Annotated in this window: 22 protein-coding genes and 2 tRNA genes; 13 read left to right on the forward strand and 11 right to left on the reverse strand. The window is 68.0% G+C overall.

Features of this window, described 5'->3' with window-relative positions; genetic code table 11:
- Window positions 1-99: 99 nt before the first annotated feature.
- From ACZ7LS_RS24270 to rpmH, 8 genes are all read right to left on the reverse strand, one after another.
- On the reverse strand, window positions 100-1,200 hold the full coding sequence (locus ACZ7LS_RS24270; RefSeq protein ID WP_382881584.1) for a ParB/RepB/Spo0J family partition protein: 1,101 nt from the start codon (window positions 1,198-1,200) through the stop codon (window positions 100-102).
- Entirely contained in the window at window positions 1,197-2,273 is a 1,077-nt protein-coding gene (locus tag ACZ7LS_RS24275) for a ParA family protein (protein ID WP_382525312.1), read from the reverse strand. The genes ACZ7LS_RS24270 and ACZ7LS_RS24275 overlap by 4 nt, the downstream gene beginning before the upstream one ends.
- 265 nt (window positions 2,274-2,538) lie before the next feature.
- A complete protein-coding gene (rsmG, locus tag ACZ7LS_RS24280; RefSeq protein ID WP_382674843.1) occupies window positions 2,539-3,255 on the reverse strand; it encodes a 16S rRNA (guanine(527)-N(7))-methyltransferase RsmG in 717 nt (238 codons plus the stop codon).
- Between the two features lie 104 nt (window positions 3,256-3,359).
- Window positions 3,360-3,878, reverse strand: a complete 519-nt coding sequence (locus tag ACZ7LS_RS24285; RefSeq protein WP_129767288.1) for a Jag family protein — start codon at window positions 3,876-3,878, stop codon at window positions 3,360-3,362.
- 14 nt (window positions 3,879-3,892) lie between these two features.
- On the reverse strand, window positions 3,893-5,173 hold the full coding sequence (yidC, locus tag ACZ7LS_RS24290; protein WP_385136144.1) for a membrane protein insertase YidC: 1,281 nt from the start codon (window positions 5,171-5,173) through the stop codon (window positions 3,893-3,895).
- A 3-nt stretch (window positions 5,174-5,176) separates the two neighbouring features.
- Window positions 5,177-5,536 (reverse strand): membrane protein insertion efficiency factor YidD, encoded by a 360-nt coding sequence (yidD, locus tag ACZ7LS_RS24295; RefSeq protein ID WP_129767286.1) that lies wholly within the window; start codon window positions 5,534-5,536, stop codon window positions 5,177-5,179.
- Window positions 5,533-5,904 carry a ribonuclease P protein component gene (rnpA, locus tag ACZ7LS_RS24300; RefSeq protein ID WP_382674839.1) on the reverse strand — a complete coding sequence of 124 codons (372 nt, stop codon included), beginning with the start codon at window positions 5,902-5,904 and terminating at the stop codon, window positions 5,533-5,535. The genes yidD and rnpA overlap by 4 nt, the downstream gene beginning before the upstream one ends.
- Before the next feature lie 26 nt (window positions 5,905-5,930).
- Window positions 5,931-6,068, reverse strand: a complete 138-nt coding sequence (gene rpmH / locus ACZ7LS_RS24305) for a 50S ribosomal protein L34 (RefSeq protein ID WP_030354375.1) — start codon at window positions 6,066-6,068, stop codon at window positions 5,931-5,933.
- Between the two features lie 376 nt (window positions 6,069-6,444).
- On the opposite strand from rpmH, the gene dnaA reads away from it, so the two are divergent.
- From dnaA to ACZ7LS_RS24365, 12 genes are all read left to right on the forward strand, one after another.
- Window positions 6,445-8,223 carry a chromosomal replication initiator protein DnaA gene (gene dnaA, locus ACZ7LS_RS24310; protein WP_382674835.1) on the forward strand — a complete coding sequence of 593 codons (1,779 nt, stop codon included), beginning with the start codon at window positions 6,445-6,447 and terminating at the stop codon, window positions 8,221-8,223.
- A gap of 860 nt (window positions 8,224-9,083) precedes the next feature.
- Complete coding sequence (gene dnaN, locus ACZ7LS_RS24315) at window positions 9,084-10,214, forward strand: DNA polymerase III subunit beta (protein ID WP_030354377.1); 1,131 nt, start codon at window positions 9,084-9,086, stop codon at window positions 10,212-10,214.
- Window positions 10,215-10,303: 89 nt separating this feature from the next.
- On the forward strand, window positions 10,304-11,191 hold the full coding sequence (gene gnd, locus ACZ7LS_RS24320) for a phosphogluconate dehydrogenase (NAD(+)-dependent, decarboxylating) (protein ID WP_129767283.1): 888 nt from the start codon (window positions 10,304-10,306) through the stop codon (window positions 11,189-11,191).
- Between the two features lie 32 nt (window positions 11,192-11,223).
- The gene (gene recF / locus ACZ7LS_RS24325) at window positions 11,224-12,423 is read left to right on the forward strand and encodes a DNA replication/repair protein RecF (RefSeq protein ID WP_385136138.1); all 1,200 of its coding nucleotides are present in this window, start codon (window positions 11,224-11,226) and stop codon (window positions 12,421-12,423) included.
- Window positions 12,420-13,082, forward strand: coding sequence for a DciA family protein (locus ACZ7LS_RS24330; protein ID WP_385136135.1), 663 nt, complete (start codon window positions 12,420-12,422; stop codon window positions 13,080-13,082). Before recF ends, ACZ7LS_RS24330 begins: the two co-directional genes overlap by 4 nt.
- Window positions 13,083-13,535: 453 nt before the next feature.
- On the forward strand, window positions 13,536-15,614 hold the full coding sequence (gene gyrB, locus ACZ7LS_RS24335) for a DNA topoisomerase (ATP-hydrolyzing) subunit B (RefSeq protein ID WP_382525293.1): 2,079 nt from the start codon (window positions 13,536-13,538) through the stop codon (window positions 15,612-15,614).
- 51 nt (window positions 15,615-15,665) lie between these two features.
- A complete protein-coding gene (gene gyrA / locus ACZ7LS_RS24340) occupies window positions 15,666-18,332 on the forward strand; it encodes a DNA gyrase subunit A (RefSeq protein ID WP_382525292.1) in 2,667 nt (888 codons plus the stop codon).
- Between the two features lie 87 nt (window positions 18,333-18,419).
- The gene (locus ACZ7LS_RS24345) at window positions 18,420-19,040 is read left to right on the forward strand and encodes a DUF3566 domain-containing protein (protein WP_382525290.1); all 621 of its coding nucleotides are present in this window, start codon (window positions 18,420-18,422) and stop codon (window positions 19,038-19,040) included.
- 58 nt (window positions 19,041-19,098) lie between these two features.
- A tRNA-Ile gene (locus tag ACZ7LS_RS24350) sits at window positions 19,099-19,175 on the forward strand.
- Between the two features lie 162 nt (window positions 19,176-19,337).
- Window positions 19,338-19,961 (forward strand): DUF998 domain-containing protein, encoded by a 624-nt coding sequence (locus tag ACZ7LS_RS24355; RefSeq protein ID WP_382969426.1) that lies wholly within the window; start codon window positions 19,338-19,340, stop codon window positions 19,959-19,961.
- 148 nt (window positions 19,962-20,109) lie between these two features.
- Window positions 20,110-20,244, forward strand: coding sequence for a DLW-39 family protein (locus ACZ7LS_RS24360; protein WP_211266759.1), 135 nt, complete (start codon window positions 20,110-20,112; stop codon window positions 20,242-20,244).
- 323 nt (window positions 20,245-20,567) lie between these two features.
- The gene (locus ACZ7LS_RS24365; protein WP_382674822.1) at window positions 20,568-21,884 is read left to right on the forward strand and encodes a hypothetical protein; all 1,317 of its coding nucleotides are present in this window, start codon (window positions 20,568-20,570) and stop codon (window positions 21,882-21,884) included.
- Window positions 21,885-21,896: 12 nt separating this feature from the next.
- On the opposite strand, the gene ACZ7LS_RS24370 is transcribed toward ACZ7LS_RS24365, so the two are convergent.
- On the reverse strand, window positions 21,897-23,498 hold the full coding sequence (locus ACZ7LS_RS24370) for a serine/threonine-protein kinase (protein ID WP_385136128.1): 1,602 nt from the start codon (window positions 23,496-23,498) through the stop codon (window positions 21,897-21,899).
- 34 nt (window positions 23,499-23,532) lie between these two features.
- Window positions 23,533-24,081, reverse strand: a complete 549-nt coding sequence (locus ACZ7LS_RS24375) for a helix-turn-helix domain-containing protein (RefSeq protein WP_030354386.1) — start codon at window positions 24,079-24,081, stop codon at window positions 23,533-23,535.
- Between the two features lie 185 nt (window positions 24,082-24,266).
- On the opposite strand from ACZ7LS_RS24375, the gene ACZ7LS_RS24380 reads away from it, so the two are divergent.
- A tRNA-Ala gene (locus ACZ7LS_RS24380) sits at window positions 24,267-24,339 on the forward strand.
- Between the two features lie 271 nt (window positions 24,340-24,610).
- On the opposite strand, the gene ACZ7LS_RS24385 is transcribed toward ACZ7LS_RS24380, so the two are convergent.
- Window positions 24,611-25,588, reverse strand: a complete 978-nt coding sequence (locus ACZ7LS_RS24385) for a spirocyclase AveC family protein (RefSeq protein WP_385136125.1) — start codon at window positions 25,586-25,588, stop codon at window positions 24,611-24,613.
- Window positions 25,589-25,642 lie beyond the last annotated feature (54 nt).

Below are 25,642 nucleotides of genomic sequence, written 5' to 3' on the forward strand. Positions count from 1 at the left end.
TATCCACCCGTAGATGTCCGGCACACTGCGAGACAGCAAAGGGCGGGCCGTGTTCCGGTAAGTGTGGAACACGGCCCGCCCAAGGGCTGTTTGAGAGCCTCAGCTCTCGTCGTCTTCCCCGGCTTCCTCAGCGAGTCCCTTGTCCAGGACGCGCCCCTCGCCGGGGGCGAGGGTGCCGAGAATCCGGTCCAGATCGTCTATCGAAGCGAACTCGACGACGATCTTTCCCTTCTTCTGGCCCAGGTCGACCTTTACGCGGGTCTCGAAACGGTCCGAGAGACGTGACGCGAGATCAGTCAGCGCCGGGGACAGCCGGGCGCCGGCCCGCGGACCCTTCGACTTGGAGGAGTTCTGCGGACGCGAACCCATCAGGGTCACGATCTCCTCGACCGCGCGCACCGAGAGCCCCTCGGCCACGATGCGATGCGCCAGCCGGTCCTGTTCCTCGGAGTCGTCCAGCGCGAGCAGCGCCCTCGCATGACCGGCCGAGAGCACACCGGCGGCGACCCTGCGCTGCACCGGGGGAGAGAGGCGCAGCAGCCGGAGCGTGTTGGAGACCTGCGGACGTGAGCGGCCGATCCGGTCGGCCAGCTGGTCATGCGTGCAGTTGAAGTCCTTGAGCAACTGGTCGTAGGCCGCGGCTTCTTCCAGCGGATTCAGCTGGGCACGGTGCAGGTTCTCCAGCAGCGCGTCGAGCAGCAGCTTCTCGTCGTCGGTCGCGCGGACGATCGCCGGAATGCGCTCCAGTCCGGCTTCCCGGCAAGCCCGCCAGCGCCGCTCGCCCATGATGAGCTCGTAGCGCTCCGACCCCACCTGCCGTACGACCACGGGCTGGAGGAGACCGACTTCTTTGATGGAGGTGATCAGCTCGGCGAGGGCGTCCTCGTCGAACACCTCGCGCGGCTGGCGGGGGTTCGGCGTGATGGAGTCGATCGGCACTTCGGCGAAGTGCGCTCCTGCCGTCGCCGCCGGCTCGGGCGCTGCCTCGAACTCCGGCGCGACCGTCTCGGCCTCCGGCGCCGTGGAGGCCTGTGGCAGCGATGTCACCTTCGCTGCGGCCACCCCCCTCTCCGCGGTCAGTACGGGAGCCGCCCCCGGAGTGGCGTCGGCCGCTCCTGGAGAGGTCACCTGCTTCTCCTGCGGAGCAGCAGGGATCAGCGCACCGAGCCCACGTCCCAATCCCCTGCGTCGCTCGCTCACTGGATCCCCTCCGACATACTCTGCTGACTGTTCTGACTGTCCACATGGGCCTGCTGGGCGTCGTAGTGGACCCCGACCCCCCGTAGCGCGATCTCACGGGCGGCTTCGAGATACGACAGGGATCCACTGGACCCCGGATCGTAGGTCAGCACCGTCTGCCCATAGCTCGGTGCCTCGGAGATACGTACGGACCGAGGGATGCTCGTCCGCAGCACCTCCTTGCCGAAGTGGCTCCGTACCTCCTCCGCTACCTGCGAGGCGAGCCGCGTCCTGCCGTCGTACATGGTGAGCAGGATCGTCGAGACATGCAGCGTGGGGTTGAGATGCCCCCGCACCAGGTCGACGTTCCTCAGCAGCTGCCCCAGCCCCTCCAGCGCGTAGTACTCGCACTGAATGGGGATCAGCACCTCCGCGCCGGCGACCATCGCATTGACGGTCAGCAGGCCGAGCGAGGGCGGGCAGTCGATGAGGATGTAGTCCAACGGCTGCTCGTACGCTTCGATCGCCCGCTGCAGTCGGCTCTCCCGTGCCACCAGCGAGACCAGCTCGATCTCCGCACCGGCGAGATCGATGGTGGCCGGGGCACAGAAGAGACCTTCGACGTCCGGGACGGGCTGGACCACTTCCGAGAGTGGCTTGCTCTCCACCAGGACGTCATAGATCGAGGGAACTTCGGCGTGATGGTCGATCCCGAGCGCCGTGGAGGCGTTGCCCTGAGGGTCGAGGTCGACCACCAGCACGCGCGCGCCATGGAGCGCGAGCGAGGCGGCGAGATTGACCGTGGTGGTGGTCTTCCCTACGCCGCCCTTCTGGTTGGCGACGACCATGACACGCGTCTGCTCTGGGCGGGGCAGACCCTCACCGGCGCGGCCCAGTGCCTCCACCGCCAGTTGGGCAGCACGGCCAATGGGGGTGTCGTCCATCGGGGGCGGTGTTTCACGTGAAACATCCTCCCCCGCCGACTCGGTACGGGGACCGGGGACCGGATCGGTCATCGGTCCCGCGATGTTGGCGTCGGACCGCAAGGATTCACTCTCCTCGACTTCAGACTCGCAATGGACAGAGCCTGCCATGCTTTCGGGGTCGTGAACCAGCGAGGCCCGTGGTTCTGTGGAGGAATCCATCACTGTGGACAACTCCGTCCCCCTTGCGAGGGGCTTTCGGCCGCGCGGTGTAGCAGCAGCGCGGCCCCGGCCGATGATTCCCTGCAGCAGTGAGCGACGTTTCACGTGAAACACGATGCACGGGCCGCAGAGCTACACCGTCACGACACTCCGCGTTGCATAGGTATGGCAGCTTGTATGGAGCATCACTGATAGGCAGTACGGACTGTACGGCTCAGCGGCGCCGCCGCGCTCGGCCGGCCCGCGCGGCCTTGGCTCGCTTCGTGGCGAACCGCACACCGCCGGGGCTCTCCCCGACCTCCACCCGCACCACGGTGGCCAGCGGGTCGACGACACCCTCGCCGACATGCAGGACCGAGGTCTCCACCACACCGAGCCTGCTCAGTGCCGCGCGGGCCCCGTTGATCTCCTCCTCGGCGGTGTCGCCCTTGAGGGCCAGCATCTCCCCGTACGGCCGCAGCAGGGGCACCCCCCAGCCCGCCAGCCTGTCCAGCGGAGCCACCGCGCGCGCCGTCACCACATGGACCGGCTGCAGGGTGCCGAGGACCTCCTCGGCACGGCCACGCACCACCGTCACATGCTCCAGACCGAGCAGCTCGACGACTTCCTGAAGAAAGTTCGTCCGCCGCAGGAGCGGTTCCAGCAGCGTGATCTTCAGATCGGGCCGTACCAGCGCCAGCGGGATCCCGGGAAGCCCCGCGCCCGAACCGACATCGCAGACCGTCACGCCCTCGGACACGACCTCGGAGAGCACCGCGCAGTTCAGCAGGTGCCGCTCCCACAGCCGCGGGACCTCACGCGGGCCGATCAGGCCACGCTTGACCCCCGCGTCCGCCAGTAGTTCCGCGTAGCGGACAGCCTCCGGAAAGAACTCACCGAAAACAGTGCGCGCCTCATCCGGTGCGGGGGGAAGCTCTGCTGCCTCCGTCACGGGAACCGTCCTTCCATACCGAACCACCGGCCGGTGGCTGACTATCAGGCTGACAAAACTCGGCCCCGTCTGCGCAACAGACGGGGCCGAAAAGAATGGACCACTCAGGCAGGGAGCACCACGACGAAGCGCTGCGGCTCCTCGCCCTCGGACTCACTCCGCAGCCCTGCGGCGGCGACCGCGTCATGCACGACCTTCCGCTCGAAGGGCGTCATGGGCTTCAGCTTCACCGGCTCACCGGTGCTCTTCACCTCGTCCGCGGCCTTGGCGCCCAGCTGGGCCAGCTCGGTGCGCTTCTTGGCCCGGAAGCCGGCGATGTCCAGCATCAGCCGGCTGCGGTCGCCGGTCTCCCGGTGCACGGCGAGCCGAGTCAGCTCCTGAAGTGCCTCCAGCACCTCACCGTCGCGTCCGACAAGCTTCTGCAGATCCCGCGCCGAGTCGCTGATGATCGAGACCGCGGCCCGGTCGGCCTCGACGTCCATGTCGATATCGCCGTCGAGATCAGCGATATCGAGCAGACCTTCGAGGTAGTCGGCCGCGATCTCCCCTTCCTGCTCCAGGCGGGTCAGGGTGTCGCCCCCCTCGTCGGCGGACTCGGCGGCGGAGATGGTGCCTTCCGTCACGGATGGACTCCTTCTTACTTCTTGGACGGGTGCTTGGGCCGCTGCTGGCCCTTACGCTGCCCCGACTTGGCTTGGCGTGCGGAACCGGCGGCGGGCTTGCCCGACGGCGTGGACTTGGTGTCCTGCGGCTCGCCCTTCTGCAACGAAGTCTTCGCCGGCTCACCAGCGGCCGCGGAGTCCTTGGGCTGGTCGGGCTTGTCCGTACCCGACTGGGCGGAGGCGGCCTGCCGCTTCGCCTTGGTCTGGCGCTTGGGCTGGTGCCGCCTCGCCGCGGCACCGGACTCGGCCTCGGCGGCTGCGGTGTCGCTCTTGAGTACCGTTCCGTCGGGCTGCGCGGCCAGCCCCGCCTTGGCCAGGCTCGTGACGAACTTGCGCTCGTTGTCATTGCGGTCCGGTCCCTTGGCCACGATCGCCTGGACGATCGTGCGCTTACGGCGGGACCGCACCTCACTGTGCGCGGTGATGGTCTTCAGCAGACGCTGCAGGTACTGGTCCTGGGCCTTGCTGCCCGGGGTCGGGTTCTGGTTGATCACATACATCTGCTGGCCCATGGTCCACACGTTGGTGGTCAGCCAGTAGACGAGCACACCGACGGGGAAGTTGACACCCGTGACGGCGAAGATCAGCGGGAAGATGTACATCAGCATCTTCTGCTGCTGCATGTACGGCGTCTTGACCGTCAGGTCGACGTTCTTCGTCATCAGCTGGCGCTGCGTGTAGAACTGCGACGCCGACATCATCACGATCATGATCGCGGTGACGATCCGCACATCGGTCAGCGAGGCGTTCAGGGACGCGACCTTGTCGGCGCTGTCCATGAACTTGGCGGCCAGCGGGGCACCGAAGATATGCGCCTGACGCGCGCTGTCCAGCAGCCTCTGGTCATCGATGACGCCGACGGTCTTGCCGCTCGCGATGCTGGAGAGCACGTGGTAGAGGGCGAAGAAGAACGGCGACTGCGCCAGGATGGGAAGACAGGAGGAGAGCGGGTTGGTACCCGTCTCCTTGTACAGCTTCATCATCTCTTCGGACTGACGCTGTTTGTCGTTCTTGTAGCGCTCCTGGATCGCCTTCATCTTGGGCTGGAGCACCTGCATGTTCCGGGTCGACTTGATCTGCTTGACGAACAGCGGGATCAGACAGATCCGGATCAGTACCACCAGGGACACGATGGACAGTCCCCAGGCCCAGCCCGTGTCGGGGCCGAAAATCATCCCGTACAGCGAGTGAAACTGGACGATGACCCATGAAACAGGTGTGGTAATAAAACTGAAGAAACTGGCAATCGTGTCCACTAATCAGGCTCCTTGAGCTTTGGGCGAGGTCTCTGCGGCCGGACTCGGGGCGTCGGGGGCCGATCCCCCGGAGGGCACGCCAGCGGCGGAGTGTCCGCCCTTATCGCCGCGCCAGGCATTGCGCAGCGATTCATGCCACCGTGGCCGTTTGCGCGGCGGGACATGGTCCACACCACCCGGCGACCACGGATTGCACCGCAGAATGCGCCAGGCGGTCAGCGCCGTGCCCTTCACCGCGCCATGCCGGTCGATGGCCGTGTATCCGTAGTGCGAACACGACGGGTAGTAGCGGCAGACGGGCCCGAGAAGCGGGCTGATCGTCCACTGGTACAGCTTGATCAGAGCCAGCAGCGGGTATTTCATCGCATGCCCCCTCCCAGCAGCCGCTGAAAAGCGGCGTCCAGGTCTCGGGCCAGGTGTGCGTATTCGGCGTCGCCTGCACCGGGCAGCGCCCGTACGACAACCAGGCTACCGGGGGGCAGCTCGGACAGTCGTTCGCGTATCAGATGACGCAGTCTCCGCTTCACCTGGTTACGGACGACGGCTCCACCCACGGCCTTGCTCACGACGAAACCCGCACGCGTCGGGGAGGCGCTCTCCCCAGGCGCGTGCGGGTCCGTTGCACCGCTGCGTAGATGGACGACGAGAAGCGGGCGTCCGGCCCGGCGTCCCCGGCGTACCGCGGTCGCGAAGTCCTCGCGCCGCCTCAGCCGATTCTCGGTAGGCAGCACGTCATGACCTGTTGGCGATCAGGCGATCAGGCCGACAGACGGGCGCGACCCTTGCCACGGCGGGTCGCGAGAATCGCGCGGCCGGCACGGGTACGCATCCGCAGCCGGAACCCGTGGGTCTTGGCGCGACGACGGTTGTTCGGCTGGAAGGTGCGCTTGCTCACTCGGGGGCTCCAGAAAATGATGTGTGGACGGCGGGACATCGCCTGGCTGTCACCGTGCGCCCACGAGAACCTGAGAAGCTCGCGATCACGCTCGATTGCACCGCTTCATAACCACAGATCGTGATCTTTGCCCATCGGAGGCAGGCGGCAGCAGCCATCGACAACTCGACCTGGTCACGGTACGCGCGGCTACGCCATCCGGTCAAACCAGTTCCAGGCCGCGTTCCATTGTGCACAGGCTGTGGACAACAACTTGAACCGCGCGGGTCGCCCTGACTACCGTGGCTGAACTCCGGCTTCATTTCCTGCCGGTCTTCCCATCCCGTCCCGAGAACCACACATTCGTGGGACCTGGACCTGCGAGAGAGCGTGCCTTGTGGCTGATGTACCTGCCGATCTTGCCGCAGTGTGGCCACGAGTGCTGGAGCAGCTCCTCAGGGAGGGCCAGCAGGGCGTAGAGCCCAAGGACAAACAGTGGATCGAACGCTGTCAGCCTCTCGCACTGGTCGCCGACACCGCACTGCTCGCCGTCCCCAATGAATGGGGCAAGAGGGTCCTGGAGGGCCGGCTCGCCCCTCTCATCAGCGAGACGCTCAGCCATGAGTGCGGCCGGCCCATCCGGATCGCCATCACCGTCGACGACTCGGCCGCCGAGCCCACGCCGCCGGCCCCGCCCGTGCCCCAGCAGCACCGCTACCAGGGGCCGTCCCACGACGAGCAGCGGCAGGGCGATACATACGACGGCGGCTACGGGCACCGCCCGTCGGACGACGGCATGCCGTCCGTACGGCCCGCGTACCCGGACTATCAGCAGCAGCGCCCCGATCCCGGCGCCTGGCCGCGGACCCAGGAGGACCTGTCCTGGCAGCAGCAGCGGCTCGGCGGCTACCAGGACCGTGATCCGTACGCCACCGCCCATCAGCAGCAGCCGCAGCACGACTACCGGCAGCCGCAGGGGCCCGAGCACTCCCCGTACGAGCAGCGCCCCGAACGGCACGATCTCCAGGAGCCGCCGTCACCGCGCCACGGCGGCGGGCCCAATGTCGGCCGCGGGGGTCCGCGCGGCGGACCGCTGGGGCCGCTGGGCGCCCAGCCCGCCCCGGCGCCCGGTCCGGGCGAGCCGCACGCGCGGCTGAATCCGAAGTACCTCTTCGACACGTTCGTCATCGGGGCGTCCAACCGGTTCGCGCACGCGGCCGCGGTCGCGGTCGCCGAGGCCCCGGCGAAGGCGTACAACCCGCTCTTCATCTACGGGGAGTCCGGGCTCGGCAAGACGCATCTGCTCCACGCCATCGGGCACTACGCGCGCAGCCTCTACCCCGGTACGCGTGTGCGGTATGTGAGTTCCGAGGAGTTCACGAACGAGTTCATCAACTCGATCCGCGACGGCAAGGGCGACACCTTCCGCAAGCGGTACCGGGATGTCGACATTCTGCTGGTCGACGACATCCAGTTCCTGGCGAGCAAGGAGTCGACGCAGGAGGAGTTCTTCCACACCTTCAACACGCTCCACAACGCCAACAAGCAGATCGTGCTCTCCTCGGACCGGCCGCCCAAGCAGCTGATCACTCTGGAGGACCGGCTCCGCAACCGCTTCGAGTGGGGCCTGACCACCGACGTCCAGCCGCCTGAGCTGGAGACGCGTATCGCGATCCTCCGTAAGAAGGCGGTGCAGGAGCAGCTCAACGCCCCTCCCGAGGTACTGGAGTTCATCGCTTCCCGGATCTCGCGGAACATCCGCGAGCTGGAGGGCGCGCTGATCCGGGTGACGGCGTTCGCCTCGCTCAACCGGCAGCCGGTGGACCTCGGGCTCACCGAGATCGTGCTCAAGGATCTGATCCCGGGCGGTGAGGACTCGGCCCCGGAGATCACCGCGAGCGCCATCATGGCGGCGACCGCCGACTACTTCGGGCTGACGGTGGAGGACCTCTGCGGCTCGTCGAGGAGCCGGGTGCTGGTGACCGCCCGGCAGATCGCGATGTACCTCTGCCGTGAGCTGACGGATCTCTCCCTGCCCAAGATCGGCGCGCAGTTCGGAGGCAGGGACCATACGACCGTGATGCACGCGGACCGGAAGATCCGCGCGCTGATGGCCGAGCGGCGCTCGATCTACAACCAGGTCACGGAGCTCACCAACCGCATCAAGAACGGCTGACAGCCGGCTCTCCGCCCGCCGCCGAGGCGCTCAGGGACACCGTCCGGGACGGTCTCTGGGCGCCTTTTCGCGTGTGCGGACCCCGCGGCGGCCGGGTCCGCGTGTCGCCGCCCGGCACTGGCTGTTCGAATACCTGGCGGTGGAAGGCTCTTCTCCACAGATCGGGTCGCGATCTTCCGTCCACAGCCTGGGGACCGGGAAGTTGTCCAGATCGCGTCCACAGGCGCATCGACCGGAAGCGTATCTGCCCAGGTCAGAGCCCTGTGGATTTGTGGCCGACGCCGCTCCACAGACTGTGGACGAAAAATTCGTCCACAGGGCGTCGGCGCTGTTGTCCACTGGCGGCCCACAGGCTGGCCTCCCTTTCCCACAGCTTCTCCACACCCCTGTCCACTGTTCGGCAACGAAACGCCCGGGATCGCTGAGTCGAGTGAAAGGCATCACACCAAGGAGGTCGATTGGGCTGTGGGGAACGTGGGTAAAACTGGGGACGCGGCTGGGGAGAAGTCCCTGTGCCCTGTGCATCGGTTGTGCAGAACTTTCGCCCGTCCACAGAACGACCGAGTTGTCCACGGACTGCGCCCACAGGGTCGGTGGACAAAAAAACGGGTCTGACCTGCGCGGATGACGTTATCCACGGTTTCCACAGGCCCTACTACTACTCCCACTCAGAGTTAACGGGGAATCCGCTTCGAAGAAGGCCCTGTGCACAACTCGGCCCCGGAGCCTCCGACACCCGTCGCCCCGACTTGACCCGCAGCCGCACCGACTGTCGGCGCCGTACGTCAGACTGGTCCCCGGCATCACAGCCGACGACGAAGGCCAGCAGGGCGAGCCAGCAACAGCAGGAGGCGGTTCCGGTGAAGATCCGGGTGGAGCGCGATGTACTCGCGGAGGCGGTGGCCTGGGTGGCCCGTAGCCTTCCGGCCCGTCCGCCGGCGCCCGTACTCGCAGGCCTTCTGCTGAAGGCCGAGGACGGCGCTCTCAGCTTCTCCAGCTTCGACTACGAGGTCTCGGCGCGGGTCTCGGTGGACGCCGAGGTCGAGGAGGACGGCACCGTCCTCGTCTCCGGCCGGCTCCTCGCCGACATCTGCCGCGCGCTGCCGAACCGGCCGGTGGAGATTTCCACAGACGGTGTACGGGCGACCGTGGTCTGCGGCTCCTCCCGCTTCACGCTCCACACCCTCCCGGTGGACGAGTACCCCGCGCTGCCGCAGATGCCGACCGCGACGGGCACCGTCCCCGGTGAGGTCTTCGCCTCGGCCGCCTCCCAGGTCGCCATCGCCGCGGGCCGTGACGACACGCTGCCGGTGCTGACCGGTGTACGGATCGAGATCGAGGGCGACACGGTCACCCTGGCCTCGACCGACCGCTACCGCTTCGCGGTCCGTGAGTTCCTGTGGAAGCCGGAAGCACCCGACGTGTCCGCGGTCGCGCTGGTGCCCGCCAAGACGCTGCTGGACACCGCCAAGGCCCTCACCAGCGGTGACACGGTCACGCTGGCGCTCTCCGGGGCCGGCGCCGGAGAGGGGCTCATCGGTTTCGAGGGCGCCGGGCGGCGTACGACCACCCGGCTGCTCGAAGGTGATCTGCCGAAGTACCGCACGCTCTTCCCGACCGAGTTCAACTCGGTCGCGGTGATCGAGACCGCCCCGTTCGTCGAGGCCGTCAAGCGTGTGGCACTGGTCGCCGAGCGCAACACCCCGGTACGGCTCAGCTTCGAGCAGGGCGTACTGATCCTGGAGGCCGGTTCCAGCGACGACGCACAGGCTGTGGAGCGTGTCGACGCGCAGCTGGAGGGCGACGACATCTCGATCGCCTTCAACCCGACCTTCCTGCTCGACGGGCTGAGCGCGATCGACTCGCCGGTCGCACAGCTCTCCTTCACGACGTCCACGAAGCCGGCGCTGCTCAGCGGCCGCCCGGCCGTCGACGCGGAGGCGGACGAGGCGTACAAGTACCTGATCATGCCGGTACGCCTGAGCGGCTGACCCCACAGGTGAGTGGCCGGGTCCGGGCGTAGGCTCGGATCCGGGTACGAACCCGGGTACGAATCGCCTCAACGCTTAAGGAACACCTGATGGAGCTCGGTCTCGTCGGTCTCGGCAAGATGGGCGGCAACATGCGCGAGCGAATCCGCCGCGCAGGCCACACCGTCATCGGATATGACCGCAATCCGGACCTCGCCGACGTCCACAGCCTCCAGGAGCTGGTCAGCAAGCTCAAGGGTCCGCGAGTGGTGTGGGTGATGGTTCCGGCCGGTGCCGCGACGCAGGCCACGATCGACGAGCTGGCCGAGCTGCTGTCGCCCGGCGACGTGGTGGTGGACGGCGGGAATTCCCGCTGGACGGACGACGAGAAGCACGCGGTCGAGCTGGGCATCAAGGGCATCGGCTTCGTCGACTGCGGTGTCTCCGGCGGCGTCTGGGGCTTGGACAACGGCTACGCGCTGATGTACGGCGGCACCCCGGAGAACGTGGCGAAGGTCGAGCCGGTCTTCGACGCGCTCAAGCCCGAGGGCAACTTCGGTTCCGTGCACGCCGGCAAGGTCGGCGCGGGCCATTTCGCCAAGATGGTCCACAACGGCATCGAGTACGCCATGATGCAGGCCTATGCCGAGGGCTGGGAGCTGCTGGAGAGCGTCGACTCGGTCACCGATGTCCGTGAGGTCTTCCGCTCCTGGCAGGAGGGCACGGTCATCCGTTCCTGGCTGCTGGACCTGGCGGTCAACGCCCTGGACGCGGATGAGCACCTGGAGCAGCTGAAGGGCTACGCGGAGGACTCCGGCGAGGGCCGGTGGACGGTCGAGGCGGCCATCAACCACGCGGTGCCGCTGCCCGCGATCACCGCGTCGCTGTTCGCGCGGTTCGCGTCCCGGCAGGACGACTCGCCGCAGATGAAGATGGTCTCGGCGCTGCGCAATCAGTTCGGCGGCCACGCGGTCGAGACGAACAAGCCGAAGAAGTAGAGCCCTGAGCCGGGGGAGGCCCGCGTACATCCATGCACGTCACGCATCTGTCGCTGGCCGACTTCCGGTCCTACGCCCGGGTCGAGGTACCGCTCGATCCGGGCGTCACCGCGTTCGTGGGGGCGAACGGGCAGGGGAAGACCAATCTGGTCGAGGCGGTCGGCTATCTCGCGACCCTCGGCAGTCACCGGGTGTCGTCGGACGCCCCGCTGGTACGGATGGGCGCGGACCGTGCGGTGATCCGGGCCGCTGTCACCCAGGGCGAGCGTTCGCAGCTGGTGGAGCTCGAACTCAATCCCGGCCGCGCGAACAGGGCGCGTATCAACCGGTCTTCGCAGGTCAGGCCGCGCGATGTGCTGGGGATCGTACGGACCGTGCTGTTCGCGCCGGAGGATCTCGCGCTGGTGAAGGGCGATCCGGGTGAGCGGCGCAGGTTCCTCGACGAGCTGATCACGGCGCGCTCGCCCCGGATGGCCGGGGTGCGCTCGGACTACGACCGGGTGCTCAGGCAGCGCAACACGCTGCTGAAGTCGGCGGCGATGGCGCGGCGGCACGGCGGGCGCGGCATGGATCTGTCGACGCTGGATGTGTGGGACCAGCATCTGGCGCGCGCGGGGGCCGAGCTGCTGGCGCAGCGGGTCGATCTGGTCGCGACGCTCCAGTCGTTGGCGGACAAGGCGTATGAGCAACTGGCGCCCGGCGGCGGTCCGGTGGCGCTGGAGTACCGTTCCTCCGCCGGTGATCCTGGCGATCCGGGGGCGCCTGGCGCCTCCGGCGACGACGCTTCGGGGCCCGGTGCGGCGGACGGGCTCGTGGCCCCGGGAGTGACGTCGCGCGACGAGCTGTACGGGTATCTGCTGGCGGCTCTTGCCGGGGTGCGCAAGCAGGAGATCGAGCGGGGGGTGACGCTGGTCGGCCCGCACCGCGACGACCTGGTGCTGAAGCTGGGCCGGCTGCCCGCGAAGGGGTACGCCAGCCACGGCGAGTGCTGGTCCTTCGCGCTGGCGCTCCGGCTGGCCTCGTACGATCTGCTGCGCGCCGAGGGCAATGAGCCGGTGCTGGTGCTGGACGACGTGTTCGCGGAGCTGGACGCGCGGCGCCGGGAGCGGCTCGCGGAGCTGGTGCTTCCGGGGGAGCAGGTGCTGGTGACGGCGGCCGTGGACGACGATGTGCCGGGAGTGCTGGCCGGGGCGCGGTTCGCGGTGGCCGACGGTGCGGTGGAGCGCGTATGAGCACCTCACGCAGGCCGACCGGCGCGTCCGGGCTGTCCGGGCCGTCCGGGGCCGACGGATCCAGGGGAGCCGCCGAGCTGCCGGGCTCCGCTCCCCCTGGGGTCCCGGGTGCTTCCGGGGACTCCGGAGCGCCGGGTGCGCCGTTGCCCCCGGAGTCGTCGGGGGTGGATCTCGCGCGGGTGGCGCTGCGCGCGGCGAAGGAGCAGGCGCGGGCGCGGGGCGCCGCCGTACAGCAGAAGAGGCAGGCGGGGCGTGGCGGCGGGCTGCGCTCGGGAGCGCGGGCGGACGGCCGTGATCCGCTGCCGCTGGGTGCGGCGATCAACCGGCTGATCACGGAGCGGGGCTGGGAGACGCCGGCCGCCGTGGGCGGGGTCATGGGCCGGTGGCCGCAGATCGTCGGCGAGGACGTGGCGAAGCACTGTGTGCCGCAGCGGTACGACGACGGCAATGACGAGCGGGTGCTGACGGTGCAGTGCGACTCGACGGCGTGGGCGACGCAGCTGCGGCTGCTGGCGCCGCGGCTGGTGGCGCGGCTGAACGAGGACCTGGGGCATGGCACCGTACGGATGATCAAGGTGCTGGGCCCGGGTGGTCCGCCGCAGCGGTTCGGTCGGCTGCGGGCGCCGGGCAGCAAGGGCCCGGGTGACACGTACGGCTGATGGCGCCGGTTCCGCCTTGACAGCTGGAAGAAGGCTCTGACCAGGCCTTTCGGCTTCGGCGGGACGCGGCTGCCGATCCCCGTCCGCTCCGCGGCGGCGGGTCCGGCGTGCCCTCGCGTGGCCCGCCGCGGGCCGGTCGCCCGGCCGCCGCGGCCCTCTCTCCGAGTCCGGGATGTCCTGATGGGACGCCTGTGGAGATTGAGGTGTCCCTCACCGTAGTGGGAGGTTGACAGGCCGAAGCGCTCAATGCCGGTGTGAGCCTCTTGGAGCCCCTTCCCGAATATGGGGAGTCGGTGGGCGCTCATTCAGGGCGGCACATGCGGACTCAGGTACCGGCAAACCCCCATTCGGGTCGGCGCTACCGGTAGACTGGTGGAAAATCCCGCTCTGCTTGCGGGACCCGTCGATACAAGCCGAACGACGCAGCCGCTCCCGCTCGCCGGAGAACGGCCTGTGCTGTGCCAGAAAGGGCGCTTCGTGGCCGATTCCGGCAACTCCAATGAGAAGACTCCGTCCACCGCCACTGGAGAGAACGGCGAGGTCACCGCCTCGTACGACGCCAGTGCCATCACCGTGCTCGAGGGCTTGGACGCGGTCCGCAAGCGGCCCGGTATGTACATCGGCTCCACCGGTGAACGTGGGCTGCATCACTTGGTGTACGAGGTCGTCGACAACTCCGTCGACGAGGCCCTGGCCGGCCACGCGGACACCATCGACGTGACGATCCTGGCCGATGGCGGGGTACGCGTGGTCGACAACGGCCGCGGTATCCCGGTGGGCATCGTTCCGTCCGAGAACAAGCCGGCCGTCGAGGTCGTGATGACGGTGCTGCACGCGGGCGGCAAGTTCGGCGGCGGCGGTTACGCCGTCTCCGGCGGTCTGCACGGCGTGGGCGTCTCCGTCGTCAACGCGCTCTCGACGAAGGTCTCGGTCGAGGTCAAGACCGACGGCTACCGCTGGACGCAGGACTACAAGCTCGGTGTGCCGACGGCTCCGCTGGTCCGTAACGAGGAGACCTCGGACTCCGGTACGACGGTGACGTTCTGGGCCGACCCGGACATCTTCGAGACGACGGTGTACTCCTTCGAGACGCTGTCCCGGCGTTTTCAGGAGATGGCCTTCCTCAACAAGGGCCTGACGCTGACGCTGACCGACGAGCGCGAGTCGGCCAAGGCCGTCGTGGGCGCCGATGTCGCGGGCACGGACGCGACGGAGGGCACGAGCGAGGAGCCCGTCCGTACGGTCACGTACTTCTACGAGGGCGGCATCGTCGACTTCGTGAAGTACCTGAACTCGCGCAAGGGCGAGCTGATCCATCCGACGGTCATCGACATCGAGGCCGAGGACAAGGAGCGGCTGCTCTCGGTCGAGATCGCGATGCAGTGGAACGCGCAGTACAGCGAGGGCGTGTACTCGTTCGCGAACACGATCCACACGCATGAGGGCGGTACGCACGAGGAGGGCTTCCGCGCGGCGATGACCGGTCTGGTCAACCGCTACGCGCGCGAGAAGAAGTTCCTGCGCGAGAAGGACGACAACCTGGCGGGCGAGGACATCCGCGAGGGTCTGACCGCGATCATCTCGGTGAAGCTGGGCGAGCCGCAGTTCGAGGGTCAGACGAAGACGAAGCTCGGCAACACCGAGGCGAAGACCTTCGTCCAGAAGATCGTGCACGAGCACCTCACGGACTGGTTCGACCGGAACCCGAACGAGGCGGCGGACATCATCCGCAAGTCGATCCAGGCCGCCACGGCCCGGGTCGCCGCCCGTAAGGCGCGGGACCTCACCCGGCGCAAGGGTCTGCTGGAGAGCGCGTCGCTGCCGGGCAAGCTGAGCGACTGCCAGTCGAACGACCCGTCGAAGTGCGAGATCTTCATCGTCGAGGGTGACTCCGCCGGCGGTTCCGCGAAGTCGGGCCGTAACCCGATGTACCAGGCGATCCTGCCGATCCGGGGCAAGATCCTGAACGTCGAGAAGGCGCGGATCGACAAGATCCTCCAGAACACCGAGGTGCAGGCGCTGATCTCGGCGTTCGGCACCGGTGTGCACGAGGACTTCGACATCGAGAAGCTCCGCTATCACAAGATCATCCTGATGGCGGACGCCGACGTCGACGGCCAGCACATCAACACGCTGCTGCTGACGTTCCTCTTCCGCTTCATGCGCCCCCTGGTCGAGGCCGGGCACGTCTATCTGTCGCGCCCGCCGCTCTACAAGATCAAGTGGGGCCGGGACGACTTCGAGTACGCCTACTCCGACCGGGAGCGCGACGCCCTGGTGGAGCTGGGCAAGCAGAACGGCAAGCGCATCCGCGAGGACTCGATCCAGCGCTTCAAGGGTCTGGGCGAGATGAACGCCGAGGAGCTGCGGGTCACCACGATGGACATCGACCACCGGGTGCTCGGCCAGGTCACGCTGGACGACGCGGCCCAGGCCGACGATCTGTTCTCGGTGCTGATGGGCGAGGACGTCGAGGCACGGCGGTCGTTCATCCAGCGCAATGCCAAGGACGTCCGCTTCCTCGACATCTGAGTCGGTCTCAGCTGACGGATTCGACAAGGCCGAAAGGAACACTGACCAGCAATGGCCGACGAGAACACCCCTGACACCCCTGATATCCCCGAGAGCTCCGGCGCGCCCGGCACCCCTGGTACCCCTGTGGTCCAGGAGGCCGTCGAGGCGGCCGAGGGTCTCGCGATGCGCGTAGAGCCGGTCGGGCTCGAAACGGAGATGCAGCGCTCGTATCTGGACTACGCGATGTCCGTCATCGTGTCGCGCGCGCTGCCGGACGTACGGGACGGTCTCAAGCCCGTCCACCGGCGTGTGCTCTACGCGATGTACGACGGCGGCTACCGGCCCGAGAAGGGCTTCTACAAGTGCGCCCGCGTCGTCGGTGACGTCATGGGTACGTACCACCCGCACGGCGACTCCTCGATCTATGACGCGCTGGTCCGGCTGGCGCAGCCGTGGTCGATGCGGATGCCGCTGGTGGACTCCAACGGCAACTTCGGTTCTCCGGGCAACGACCCGGCCGCGGCGATGCGGTACACCGAGTGCAAGATGATGCCGCTGTCGATGGAGATGCTCCGGGACATCGACGAGGAGACCGTCGACTTCACGGACAACTACGACGGCCGTAACCAGGAGCCGACGGTTCTGCCGGCGCGGTTCCCGAATCTGCTGATCAACGGCTCCGCCGGGATCGCCGTCGGGATGGCCACGAACATCCCGCCGCACAATCTGCGGGAGGTGGCGGCCGGCGCGATGTGGGCGCTGGAGCACCCCGAGGCGAGCCACGAGGAGCTGCTCGACGCGCTGATCGAGCGGATCAAGGGCCCGGACTTCCCGACCGGCGCGCTGGTCGTGGGGCGCAAGGGCATCGAGGAGGCGTACCGCACGGGCCGTGGCTCGATCACGATGCGCGCGGTGGTCGAGGTCGAGGAGATCCAGAACCGCCAGTGCCTGGTGGTCACGGAGCTGCCGTACCAGACCAACCCGGACAATCTCGCTCAGAAGATTGCCGACCTGGTCAAGGACGGCAAGATCGGCGGCATCGCGGATGTCCGCGACGAGACGTCCTCGCGTACGGGCCAGCGGCTGGTCGTGGTCCTGAAGCGGGACGCGGTCGCCAAGGTCGTCCTGAACAACCTGTACAAGCACACCGATCTGCAGAGCAACTTCAGCGCGAACATGCTGGCGCTGGTGGACGGCGTGCCGCGCACGCTCTCGCTGGACGCGTTCATCCGGCACTGGGTGACGCACCAGATCGAGGTCATCGTCCGGCGTACGAGGTTCCGGCTGCGCAAGGCCGAGGAACGCGCACACATCCTGCGCGGTCTGCTCAAGGCACTCGACGCGATCGACGAGGTCATCGCGCTGATCCGGCGCAGTGACACGGTCGAGATCGCGCGTGAGGGCCTGATGGGGCTGCTCACGATCGACGAGATCCAGGCGAACGCGATCCTGGAGATGCAGCTGCGCCGGCTGGCGGCCCTGGAGCGGCAGAAGATCGTCGCGGAACACGACGAGCTCCAGCAGAAGATCAATGAGTACAACGCGATCCTGGCCTCGCCGGAGAAGCAGCGCCAGATCGTCCATGACGAACTGACCGTCATCGTCGACAAGTTCGGCGACGACCGGCGTTCGAAGCTGGTGCCCTTCGACGGCGACATGTCCATGGAGGACCTGATCGCCGAGGAGGACATCGTCGTCACGATCACGCGTGGCGGCTATGTGAAGCGCACCAAGACCGACGACTACCGCTCGCAGAAGCGCGGCGGCAAGGGCGTACGCGGTACGAAGCTCAAGGAAGACGACATCGTCGACCACTTCTTCGTCTCGACGACCCACCACTGGCTGCTGTTCTTCACGAACAAGGGCCGGGTCTACCGGGCGAAGGCGTACGAGCTGCCGGACGCCGGGCGCGACGCGCGGGGCCAGCATGTGGCCAATCTGCTCGCCTTCCAGCCGGACGAGCAGATCGCGGAGATCCTGGCGATCCGTGACTACGAGGCCGTGCCGTATCTGGTGCTGGCCACGAAGGCGGGTCTGGTGAAGAAGACCCCGCTCAAGGACTACGACTCACCCCGCTCGGGCGGTGTCATCGCGATCAATCTCCGGGAGACGGACGACGGCGCGGACGACGAGCTGATCGGCGCGGAGCTGGTGTCGGCGGAGGACGATCTGCTACTCATCAGCCGGAAGGCGCAGTCGATCCGGTTCACCGCGACGGACGACGCGCTGCGGCCGATGGGGCGTGCCACCTCGGGCGTGAAGGGCATGAGTTTCCGCGAGGGCGACGAACTGCTCTCGATGAATGTCGTCAGGCCCGGTACGTTCGTCTTCACTGCTACAGATGGCGGATACGCGAAGCGGACCGGTGTCGACGAGTATCGCGTCCAGGGTCGTGGCGGTCTGGGTATCAAGGCCGCCAAGATTGTGGAGGATCGGGGTTCTCTCGTCGGTGCGTTGGTGGTGGAGGAAACGGATGAGATCCTTGCCATCACTCTCGGCGGCGGTGTGATTCGCACGCGAGTCAACGAAGTCAGGGAGACCGGCCGTGACACGATGGGTGTCCAACTGATCAACCTGGGCAAGCGGGATGCCGTCGTCGGTATCGCGCGCAATGCCGAGGCGGGACGTGAAGCCGAAGAGGTCGACGGGACCGATGACCCGGGGACCGACGAGGCTGGTACGGCCGAGGTCGTCGCCGAGGGCACTCAGCCCTCGGCCGGGGAGCACGAGGAGTAGAGCGTGAGTGGAGCCACGGGCGCCGGATCGGCCGCTTCCGGAGCGAACGGTGCCCGTGGCCCTGCCACGGACTCCCAGGGGGTAACGGTGACCGACACCCGGGGGCAGAAGCCCCCTTACGAGACGTACGGCCCCGAGCAGCCGCAGCCGGCCGCTCAGCCGTACCACCCGCCGCAGGCGTATCCCTCGCCACAGGGCGGCGGGCCGAGTCAGGGCGGACAGCAGATCCAGCAAGGGGCTCCCGTGACATCTGCCGTTTCCGGTGGGACCGGTCCTTCGGCGGCTTCGTCCGCTTCCGCGGTGCGCCGGCCGCGGACGGGCGCGCGGACGACTCCGCGTACCCGCAAGGCACGGCTGCGGGTGGCGAAGGCCGATCCGTGGTCGGTGATGAAGGTCAGTTTCCTGCTCTCCATCGCGCTGGGTCTGTGCACCATCGTCGCGGCCGCCGTGCTGTGGATGGTCATGGACGCGATGGGCGTCTTCTCGACAGTGGGCGGGACGATCAGTGAGGCCACGGGCTCGAACGAGAGCAACGGCTTCGACCTTCAGTCGTTCCTGTCGCTGCCGCGAGTGATCATCTTCACGTCGGTCATCGCGGTGATCGACGTGGTGCTCGCGACGGCGCTGGCGACGCTCGGCGCCTTCATCTACAACCTGTCCGCGGGCTTTGTGGGCGGTGTTGAGCTCACGCTCGCCGAGGACGAGTGAGGGCCGGGTATCGATTTTGGGGCTGGCCCTGAAGTGCGCTAATCTTCAGGGGCAGCGCGGGGCTATAGCTCAGTTGGTTAGAGCGCATCCCTGATAAGGATGAGGCCACAGGTTCAAATCCTGTTAGCCCCACCAGGATCGCGTAGCAGGGTCAGAAGCCCGGCAGACGGAAATCGTCTACCGGGCTTCTGCGTGTGTTGGCCTGCTCTCCCGCTACTGCCCGTAACTTCCCTCGCGGGGCCGGGGGCTCTCGTCAGATCCCGATCGAGGCCGGCGGTGGTGCCTACTCTGGGCCCCATGACAGTTCGGCGAGGGTTGCTCTGGTGCGGTGTGGCGGGATCGGGATTGTTCATCTTGATCTTCCTGATCAATGATGTGGTCAAGCCCGATTACGACCCCGTTCGCGACGCAGTCAGCGAGGCCGGGATCGGCAGCGGCGGATGGCTGCAGATCGCTAACTTCACCGTATCCGGGCTACTCATCACCGCCTCCTCCGTGGCGATATCGCAGGTGGTGAACCGCTGGACGGGCATGCTGGTCGGCCTGGTCGGAGCCGGATTGGCGCTTGCCGGCGTTTTCGTGTCCGATCCGGTACCGACCGACGATGCGACCTGGCACGGGATGATCCACAACGTGGTGGGGTCGCTCAGCTCCGCAGCCCTCGTAGCCGCCTGTTTCGTGGCCGCACGGTGGCGGACCACCGCTCTCTGGCGCTGGTACTCCCTCGTGGTCGGCGTCGCCATGCCATTGACCTTCGTCGTCGCCACCGGGGCGACCGAGACCCTCGGCATCTGGCAGCGCCTGACCAACGTGATCGGATGGACCTGGCTCATCGTTCTGGCACTGCGCGCGATGCGCGCATCGGCGACCAGCGAGGGTGATCAGGGACGGCGTGTCGACGTGACCTCTGTATCCGCGTGACCTCTTTATCTGATGGAGCTGCACGACGATCGTGAGGTACCTGCGGCGGCCCCGCGTCGCGTTGCGGGCAGGTCACCGATCGGTATCGGTCGGTGTGTATAGTCGGGCGCCAGAAGTCCCCTACGTCAAGGAAAGACGAGGTCGCGCGGTGAAGAAGCTTCTCTTGGTCGCACTGGCCGCCATCGGCGGGCTCCTCGTGTACCGCCAGATCCAGGCGGACCGCGCCGAGCAGGATCTGTGGACGGAGGAGACCGACTCCGTGCCCGCAGGTTCGGGTGTGTGAGACGCAGTAGTCCTGATACGAGCCCCGGCCGCCGAGCGGTCGGGGCTCTGTGCTGTCCGGACCCGGTGGCGTCCGGACCCGGTGGCGTCCGGAAGCGTGCCGTCCGGAATCGATACCGTCGGGACCCGGCGCTGCCCGCTTCGTGCGCCCACCGGGAGGGTTCACTTACGTGAATCTTTGACTTGCTTGCGCAAAGAATTGGGTGGGTAGACCGGGAGTGATCCGGCTGACCGCGCGGACCCCGCAGACAGCGGAGGGAGCACCGGGGCAGGATGGACCGACCGGACGGGGGCCAGGCGGGCCGAGAGGGCGAGGGGAAGCGCGTGAAGTGGCAGCGCAGCAGGGGGCGGGCGGCGTCGGCCAGGGGGGCGGCGGTGGGCGCGGCGGTGTGCGTGCTGGCGGCGCTGCCGGGCCAGGCCAGGGCGGACGGTGAGCCGAGCCCGTACGTCTTCGATCCCGGCGCGAAGCGGATCAGCGGAGCGGCGACCACGAGCGAGGCCAAGCAGCTCGACGCCGAGGGCACTTACCGCGATTCGATCGAGCCCGGGGGCACGCTCGTCTACCGGCTGAACCTCGACGCGCGGACGAACGCCTATGTCTCGGCCGTCGCCGTGCCCGGACCGGCGACGACGGTCGCCTATGGAGACAAGATCAAGATCTCGCTGCAGAACAGCCGGGGCAGCGACTGCAGCTCCAACGACGCGCAGTTCGGCACGGCGAGCAAATACCCCCGGCCGCTCGCGGCCTACGCCTACCGGCTGGTCGAGAAGGGGGCGTACTCCTGCCAGGAGGCCGGCCCGTACTACGTCGTCATCGAGCGGACCGGCGAGGACACCTCCACCCCCGAGCCGTGGGAGCTGGAGATCCGCCATGTCTCGGAGCCGGAGCTCACGAGTCCCGGGCCGTCCGAGGCGCCCTCGGGGTGGCCCAGCGCCTCGCCGGAGCCGGTCGGCGGCGAGCCTCGGGCACAGGCGGGCGGTACGGGCTTCTACGACGCGGCGGAGCTGGGGAAGGGCGAGTGGACGACGGAGATCGAGCCGGGTGCCTCGCTCTTCTACCGGGTGCCGGTGGACTGGGGGCAGCAGATCTTCGCCGGCGCGGACCTGGGCAGCGCGGCGGGATCGGGATCCGGGCCGGGGTTTGTGAGCGGCGCGTTCTCCATGGCCCTCTACAACCCGGCGAGAGGTCTCGTCGACACCAGCAACTCGCTCTCGTACAACGGCAAGCAGAAGACGACGGCCCTTGACCCGCTGCCTCCGGTGGCGTACGAGAACCGCTTCGGCTCACGGAGCGGCGACAAGGAGATGAGGTTCGCGGGCTGGTACTACCTGCGCGTCAGCCTCAGCCCGCTGGTGGGCCAGGAGTTCGGCCCGGGGCCGTACGGACTGACGCTGCGGGTCGACGTCACGGGCGACCCGAAGGGCGCTCCGGCGTACGCGGGGCCCGCCGGCGACTTCACCGTGGACCCGGGCGCCCGGCAGGCGGCGACGGGCGACGGCACGTCCCGGACCGCCGCGGCGGACAGCGGCACGATGACGCTGGTCGCGGCGGGCGGGATCGGCATGGGCACCGTGCTGGTGGTGGGCCTGGGGGTATGGACGCTGCTCGCGCGGCGGCGCGCGGCACCGGGACCCGGCTGAGGGGCCGGGCCCTCAGCTCTGGATCTGGGTGAGGGCCCAGATGCCCACGGCGAAACAGGTCAGCGCCAGCAGCAGGACCGGGACCGTCACCTTCGGGGGCGGTCCCGGGCGTTTGCCGGGGCCGTGGTGGGCCGGTGTCCGCGGCTGGGGAACCGCGGGCTGCTGATAGGGGATCCGCGGGCTCTGAGCGGTGTAGGGGCGGGTGTGGGGCTGTTCCTCGTGCCGCACCGCCGCCGTCTCCGCGTGGGAGAGGTCGGCCGGGGTTCCGTAGCCGTAGTGAGGGGGGACGTGCTGCGCCGGGTACGGCGGGACGTAGGCCTGTCGCGGGGCGGGCTGAGGCTGCGGGGGGTGCTGAGCCTGCTGGGTCTGCGGAATCTGCGGGGTCTGCGGGGTCTGCTGGGACACGTGGTCCCGGCCGGGCGGTGGGGGGAGGTGGAAGCTGCCGGTCTCCGACATGGAGGCGGGCCCTGGCGCCGGGGTGGGGGACGGCGTGGGCGGCGGTGTGGGCGGCGGTGTGACGGACGACGCGGCCGTCGCCGGTCCGGCGGGCGGGGCGGGCGGGGCGGGCGGCTGAGCCCCGCGCGGATCGGTGTACGGGCCGCCGGTGGCGTCGGTGTACGGAGCACCGGTGTACGGAGCGCCGGTGTGGCCGCTGGTGTGGCCGCCGGTGTGGGGATCCGTGGCGGGACCGGCGAGGCTCGCGGGACCGGCGGGGCTTACAGGGCCGACGCGGCCTTCGGGGCCTTCGGGACCGAACGCCGAGGGGAGCGGACCGATCTGGTCGAAGACCTCGACGATCTCGTCGTCGATGTCGGGTTCGGGCAGCAGCTCCGCGGCCGTTGTCAGCGCCTTGCGGGCGCCCGTGGCCGTACGGAACCTCGCGTGCGGGTCGGGCTGCAGCAGGCCCGCCAGGACCTGCCACAGCGGCTCGGGGATGCCCTGGGGCGCCCCGGGGGTGCCGTGCGCGGTGAAGTGCTCGACCAGGGCCTTGGCGTCCGGCTTCTGACCCTGCAGCAGATAGAGCGCGACGAGACCGACCGCGAAGAGATCGGCGGGGAAGTCCGGCTCGGCGCCCATCATCTGCTCGGGCGCGAAGTAACCGGGCGTTCCCACCACGTAGTTGGTCTCCGTCAGGCGCGGCTCGCCCTTGCGCATGGAGATGCCGAAGTCGGACAGCCGCAGATGCGGCCTCCCCGTTCCGGTGGCCTCCAGCAGGACGTTGGCCGGTTTGATGTCGCGGTGCACGACCCCCTCCGCGTGCACCGCGGCCAGACCCGCGAGCAACTGGTCGAGCAGAGTACAGACGAAGCGCGGCGGCAGCGGCCCGTAGTCGCCGATGAGATGCGCCAGCGAGCCGCCGCTCACCAGATCCATGGTGAACAGGACCTTGTCGTCGTCCGCGGCCCAGCTGGCCGGGGCGAGGACATGCGGGTGATCGATCCGCATCGCCTGCTCCCGTACGAAGCGCAGCAGGGTGTGGGCGTCGCTCTGCTGGAGGACCTTCGCCGCCACATAGCGCCGGCGCCGGTGGTCCCAGGCGCGCCAGACGGCGCCGACACCACCGCGTCCGATCGGGTCGATCAGCTCGTACCGTCCCGCGAAGACCTCACCCATGCGCCGCGCTCGCTCCCCGTCGTCCCGTACGCCGTCAGCTCTGATGCGCCTCGTAGTGGGCGACCGCCTCAGCGGTGCGCCCGGCGCCGTAGACCCTGAGGAACTCTGCCAGTTCGGGCTGGGTCGGGGCGAGGGAGTCCGCGGCGTCGATGATGTCGCCGGCCGCCGCGACCGAGCGCAGCAGGGACTGGATCTCGCGGACCACCCGGCGCACGGTCGGCGCGCCCGAGCTGTTCGTCGTCTGGCTCGTACCGGTGAGGACGGAGCCGCCCTGCGACTTCTTGATCTCCTCCATCCGGTCCGTGGCCTCCCCGGCGCTGACGCTTCCGTCGGCCACCTGCCCCGCCAGATCCTGCAGGGCCTGGACCCGCTGGACCACGGCCGGGTTGCCGATCTTCGCGCGTTGACCGCTCATCAGCTGGGAGAGCATCGGCGCGGAGAGTCCGAGGACCGCCGCGAGCCGGGCCTGGTTCAGGCCCAGGTCATCTATGAGACGACGGAAGAGCGCCCCCAATGGCTCTCCGTACCAGCTCCGCTGAAGTTCTCTGGCTCTGGCAGTCGATTCCTGCTGTGCGGCGTCCATACGCGTCTCCCCATCGCTTCCCCAATGCGGCAGCTTCGCTGCTGCGAACCTCGTGGGGCATCTTACGGAGCGTGGTCGTGCACGGGGAGTCCCAATCCTTTTGCGGGATCACGCGGTACACCCGGTACCCTGGTCCCGGCGATGGACGAGCGCTCTCGCGAGGCTCGGTCGTTCCATCCCGTCGAGGGGCCTTAGCTCAGTTGGTAGAGCGCTGTCTTTGCATGGCAGATGTCAGGGGTTCGACTCCCCTAGGCTCCACAATGAGACGCCCTCTGACCTGCGGAAACGCAGTTTCGGAGGGCGTTTTTCGTGCCCGTCGGTGGGTACGTCGGTGCCCATCGATGAGGGGTGAGCCCCGGGGGAGTCCGCCTTCCGCCGCTCCCGGTCGTCGCGGGTTCCCGTCCGGTCGGAGAAAGGCCTTGAGGTCCGGGCCCGCCCGGTCCCGCCCGGGCCGTCGCCGGGCTTGGTCCGGTTCAGGCCGCCCGGTGTCGGCCCGCCGACGGCTGGGGTTGGCGAGGGATGGCCCGCGTCACCACAGTTCGACCGGGGTGCCGGGGACGGGGGAGCCGCTTTGGGCCAGGAAAGCGATCGGAATGATGTAGAGCAAAAAGCACGCGTTGACGAGGCCTATCCCGGCCAGAACCCTGGACCAGGGCTGGGCGCGCGTCGGGAGACGGTCGGTGCCACGTAGTGCGGCAACCTCTGTGCCACGGTCGCGGGCGATTCGATCCATGACGACCATGGGAAGCATGGCAAGTCCGTAGAGCACGTCTCCGAGGACGCTCATTCGGTACCAGTGCCCCTCGAAGAGGGTTGGCCCAGGGTAGGTCGCTATCCACGCCCATGCGTGCGCCCCACGGATGTAGTACATCTCCACCGCGATACACGCGATGACGCAGAGGATGAACGCGGCAGGGATCAGGGTATGCAGTTTCCATTGCCGTCGGGGATTGCATACCAGGTCCAGGATCGCCCGCACTCCTAAAATCGCGAATATGGTAATGCCATACCCAAATCCCGTGCTGCCGACTACTTCCTGGATCTGGCTCTGCGGGTCAGGGCCGTGAAAACCCGGAATGGATGGTCCCCAGGTCGAGACATTGATGAAGGAGTGATTGAGGATGGCCACTTTCGTCCTGTAGTAGGCGATGGGGTCCTGCCAGAATGTGAATATCCAGCCGATGTACACCGCCGCCATGAAGGTGACTTTCCGGTTCTTCCGGCAATGGTGCAGGAAGTATGCTGCGATACCCAGAAATGCTACCGACATCACCGCTTGATGGACCCATGAGTAGACGCGGCGGGAGGTCGCGATCTCATGGCCGACGTATGGTGCGGGGCGGATGTCGGATTCCATGAGCCAGTGTCCGAAAATAAACGCTTGGACGACCAGGAAGAGCAGGCCGAGAATGGCCCATGCCATGACGGGTGTTTTCCAGCGCGATCCGCCGGCGCTGTTGCTGTCGGAGCCCGCCGGAGTGCTGCTGGTGGATTTGTCGGTATTCACTGTTTGCCTCCGTCTGGAAGTTGATTCCTTGTGGCCATGCAGACGCCGGACGTG

The organism is Streptomyces sp. NPDC039430, from assembly GCF_055639435.1.

Excerpts from the sequence above, each read along its gene's own strand:
- yidD (WP_129767286.1), bottom strand. The coding sequence starts at position 5,536 with ATGAAATACCCGCTGCTGGCTCTGATCAAGCTGTACCAGTGGACGATC.
- ACZ7LS_RS24330 (WP_385136135.1), top strand. The coding sequence starts at position 12,420 with ATGAGCACCTCACGCAGGCCGACCGGCGCGTCCGGGCTGTCCGGGCCG.
- gyrA (WP_382525292.1), top strand. The coding sequence starts at position 15,666 with ATGGCCGACGAGAACACCCCTGACACCCCTGATATCCCCGAGAGCTCC.
- recF (WP_385136138.1), top strand. The coding sequence starts at position 11,224 with ATGCACGTCACGCATCTGTCGCTGGCCGACTTCCGGTCCTACGCCCGG.
- ACZ7LS_RS24370 (WP_385136128.1), bottom strand. The coding sequence starts at position 23,498 with ATGGGTGAGGTCTTCGCGGGACGGTACGAGCTGATCGACCCGATCGGA.
- ACZ7LS_RS24275 (WP_382525312.1), bottom strand. The coding sequence starts at position 2,273 with ATGGCAGGCTCTGTCCATTGCGAGTCTGAAGTCGAGGAGAGTGAATCC.
- gnd (WP_129767283.1), top strand. The coding sequence starts at position 10,304 with ATGGAGCTCGGTCTCGTCGGTCTCGGCAAGATGGGCGGCAACATGCGC.
- ACZ7LS_RS24375 (WP_030354386.1), bottom strand. The coding sequence starts at position 24,081 with ATGGACGCCGCACAGCAGGAATCGACTGCCAGAGCCAGAGAACTTCAG.
- ACZ7LS_RS24355 (WP_382969426.1), top strand. The coding sequence starts at position 19,338 with ATGACAGTTCGGCGAGGGTTGCTCTGGTGCGGTGTGGCGGGATCGGGA.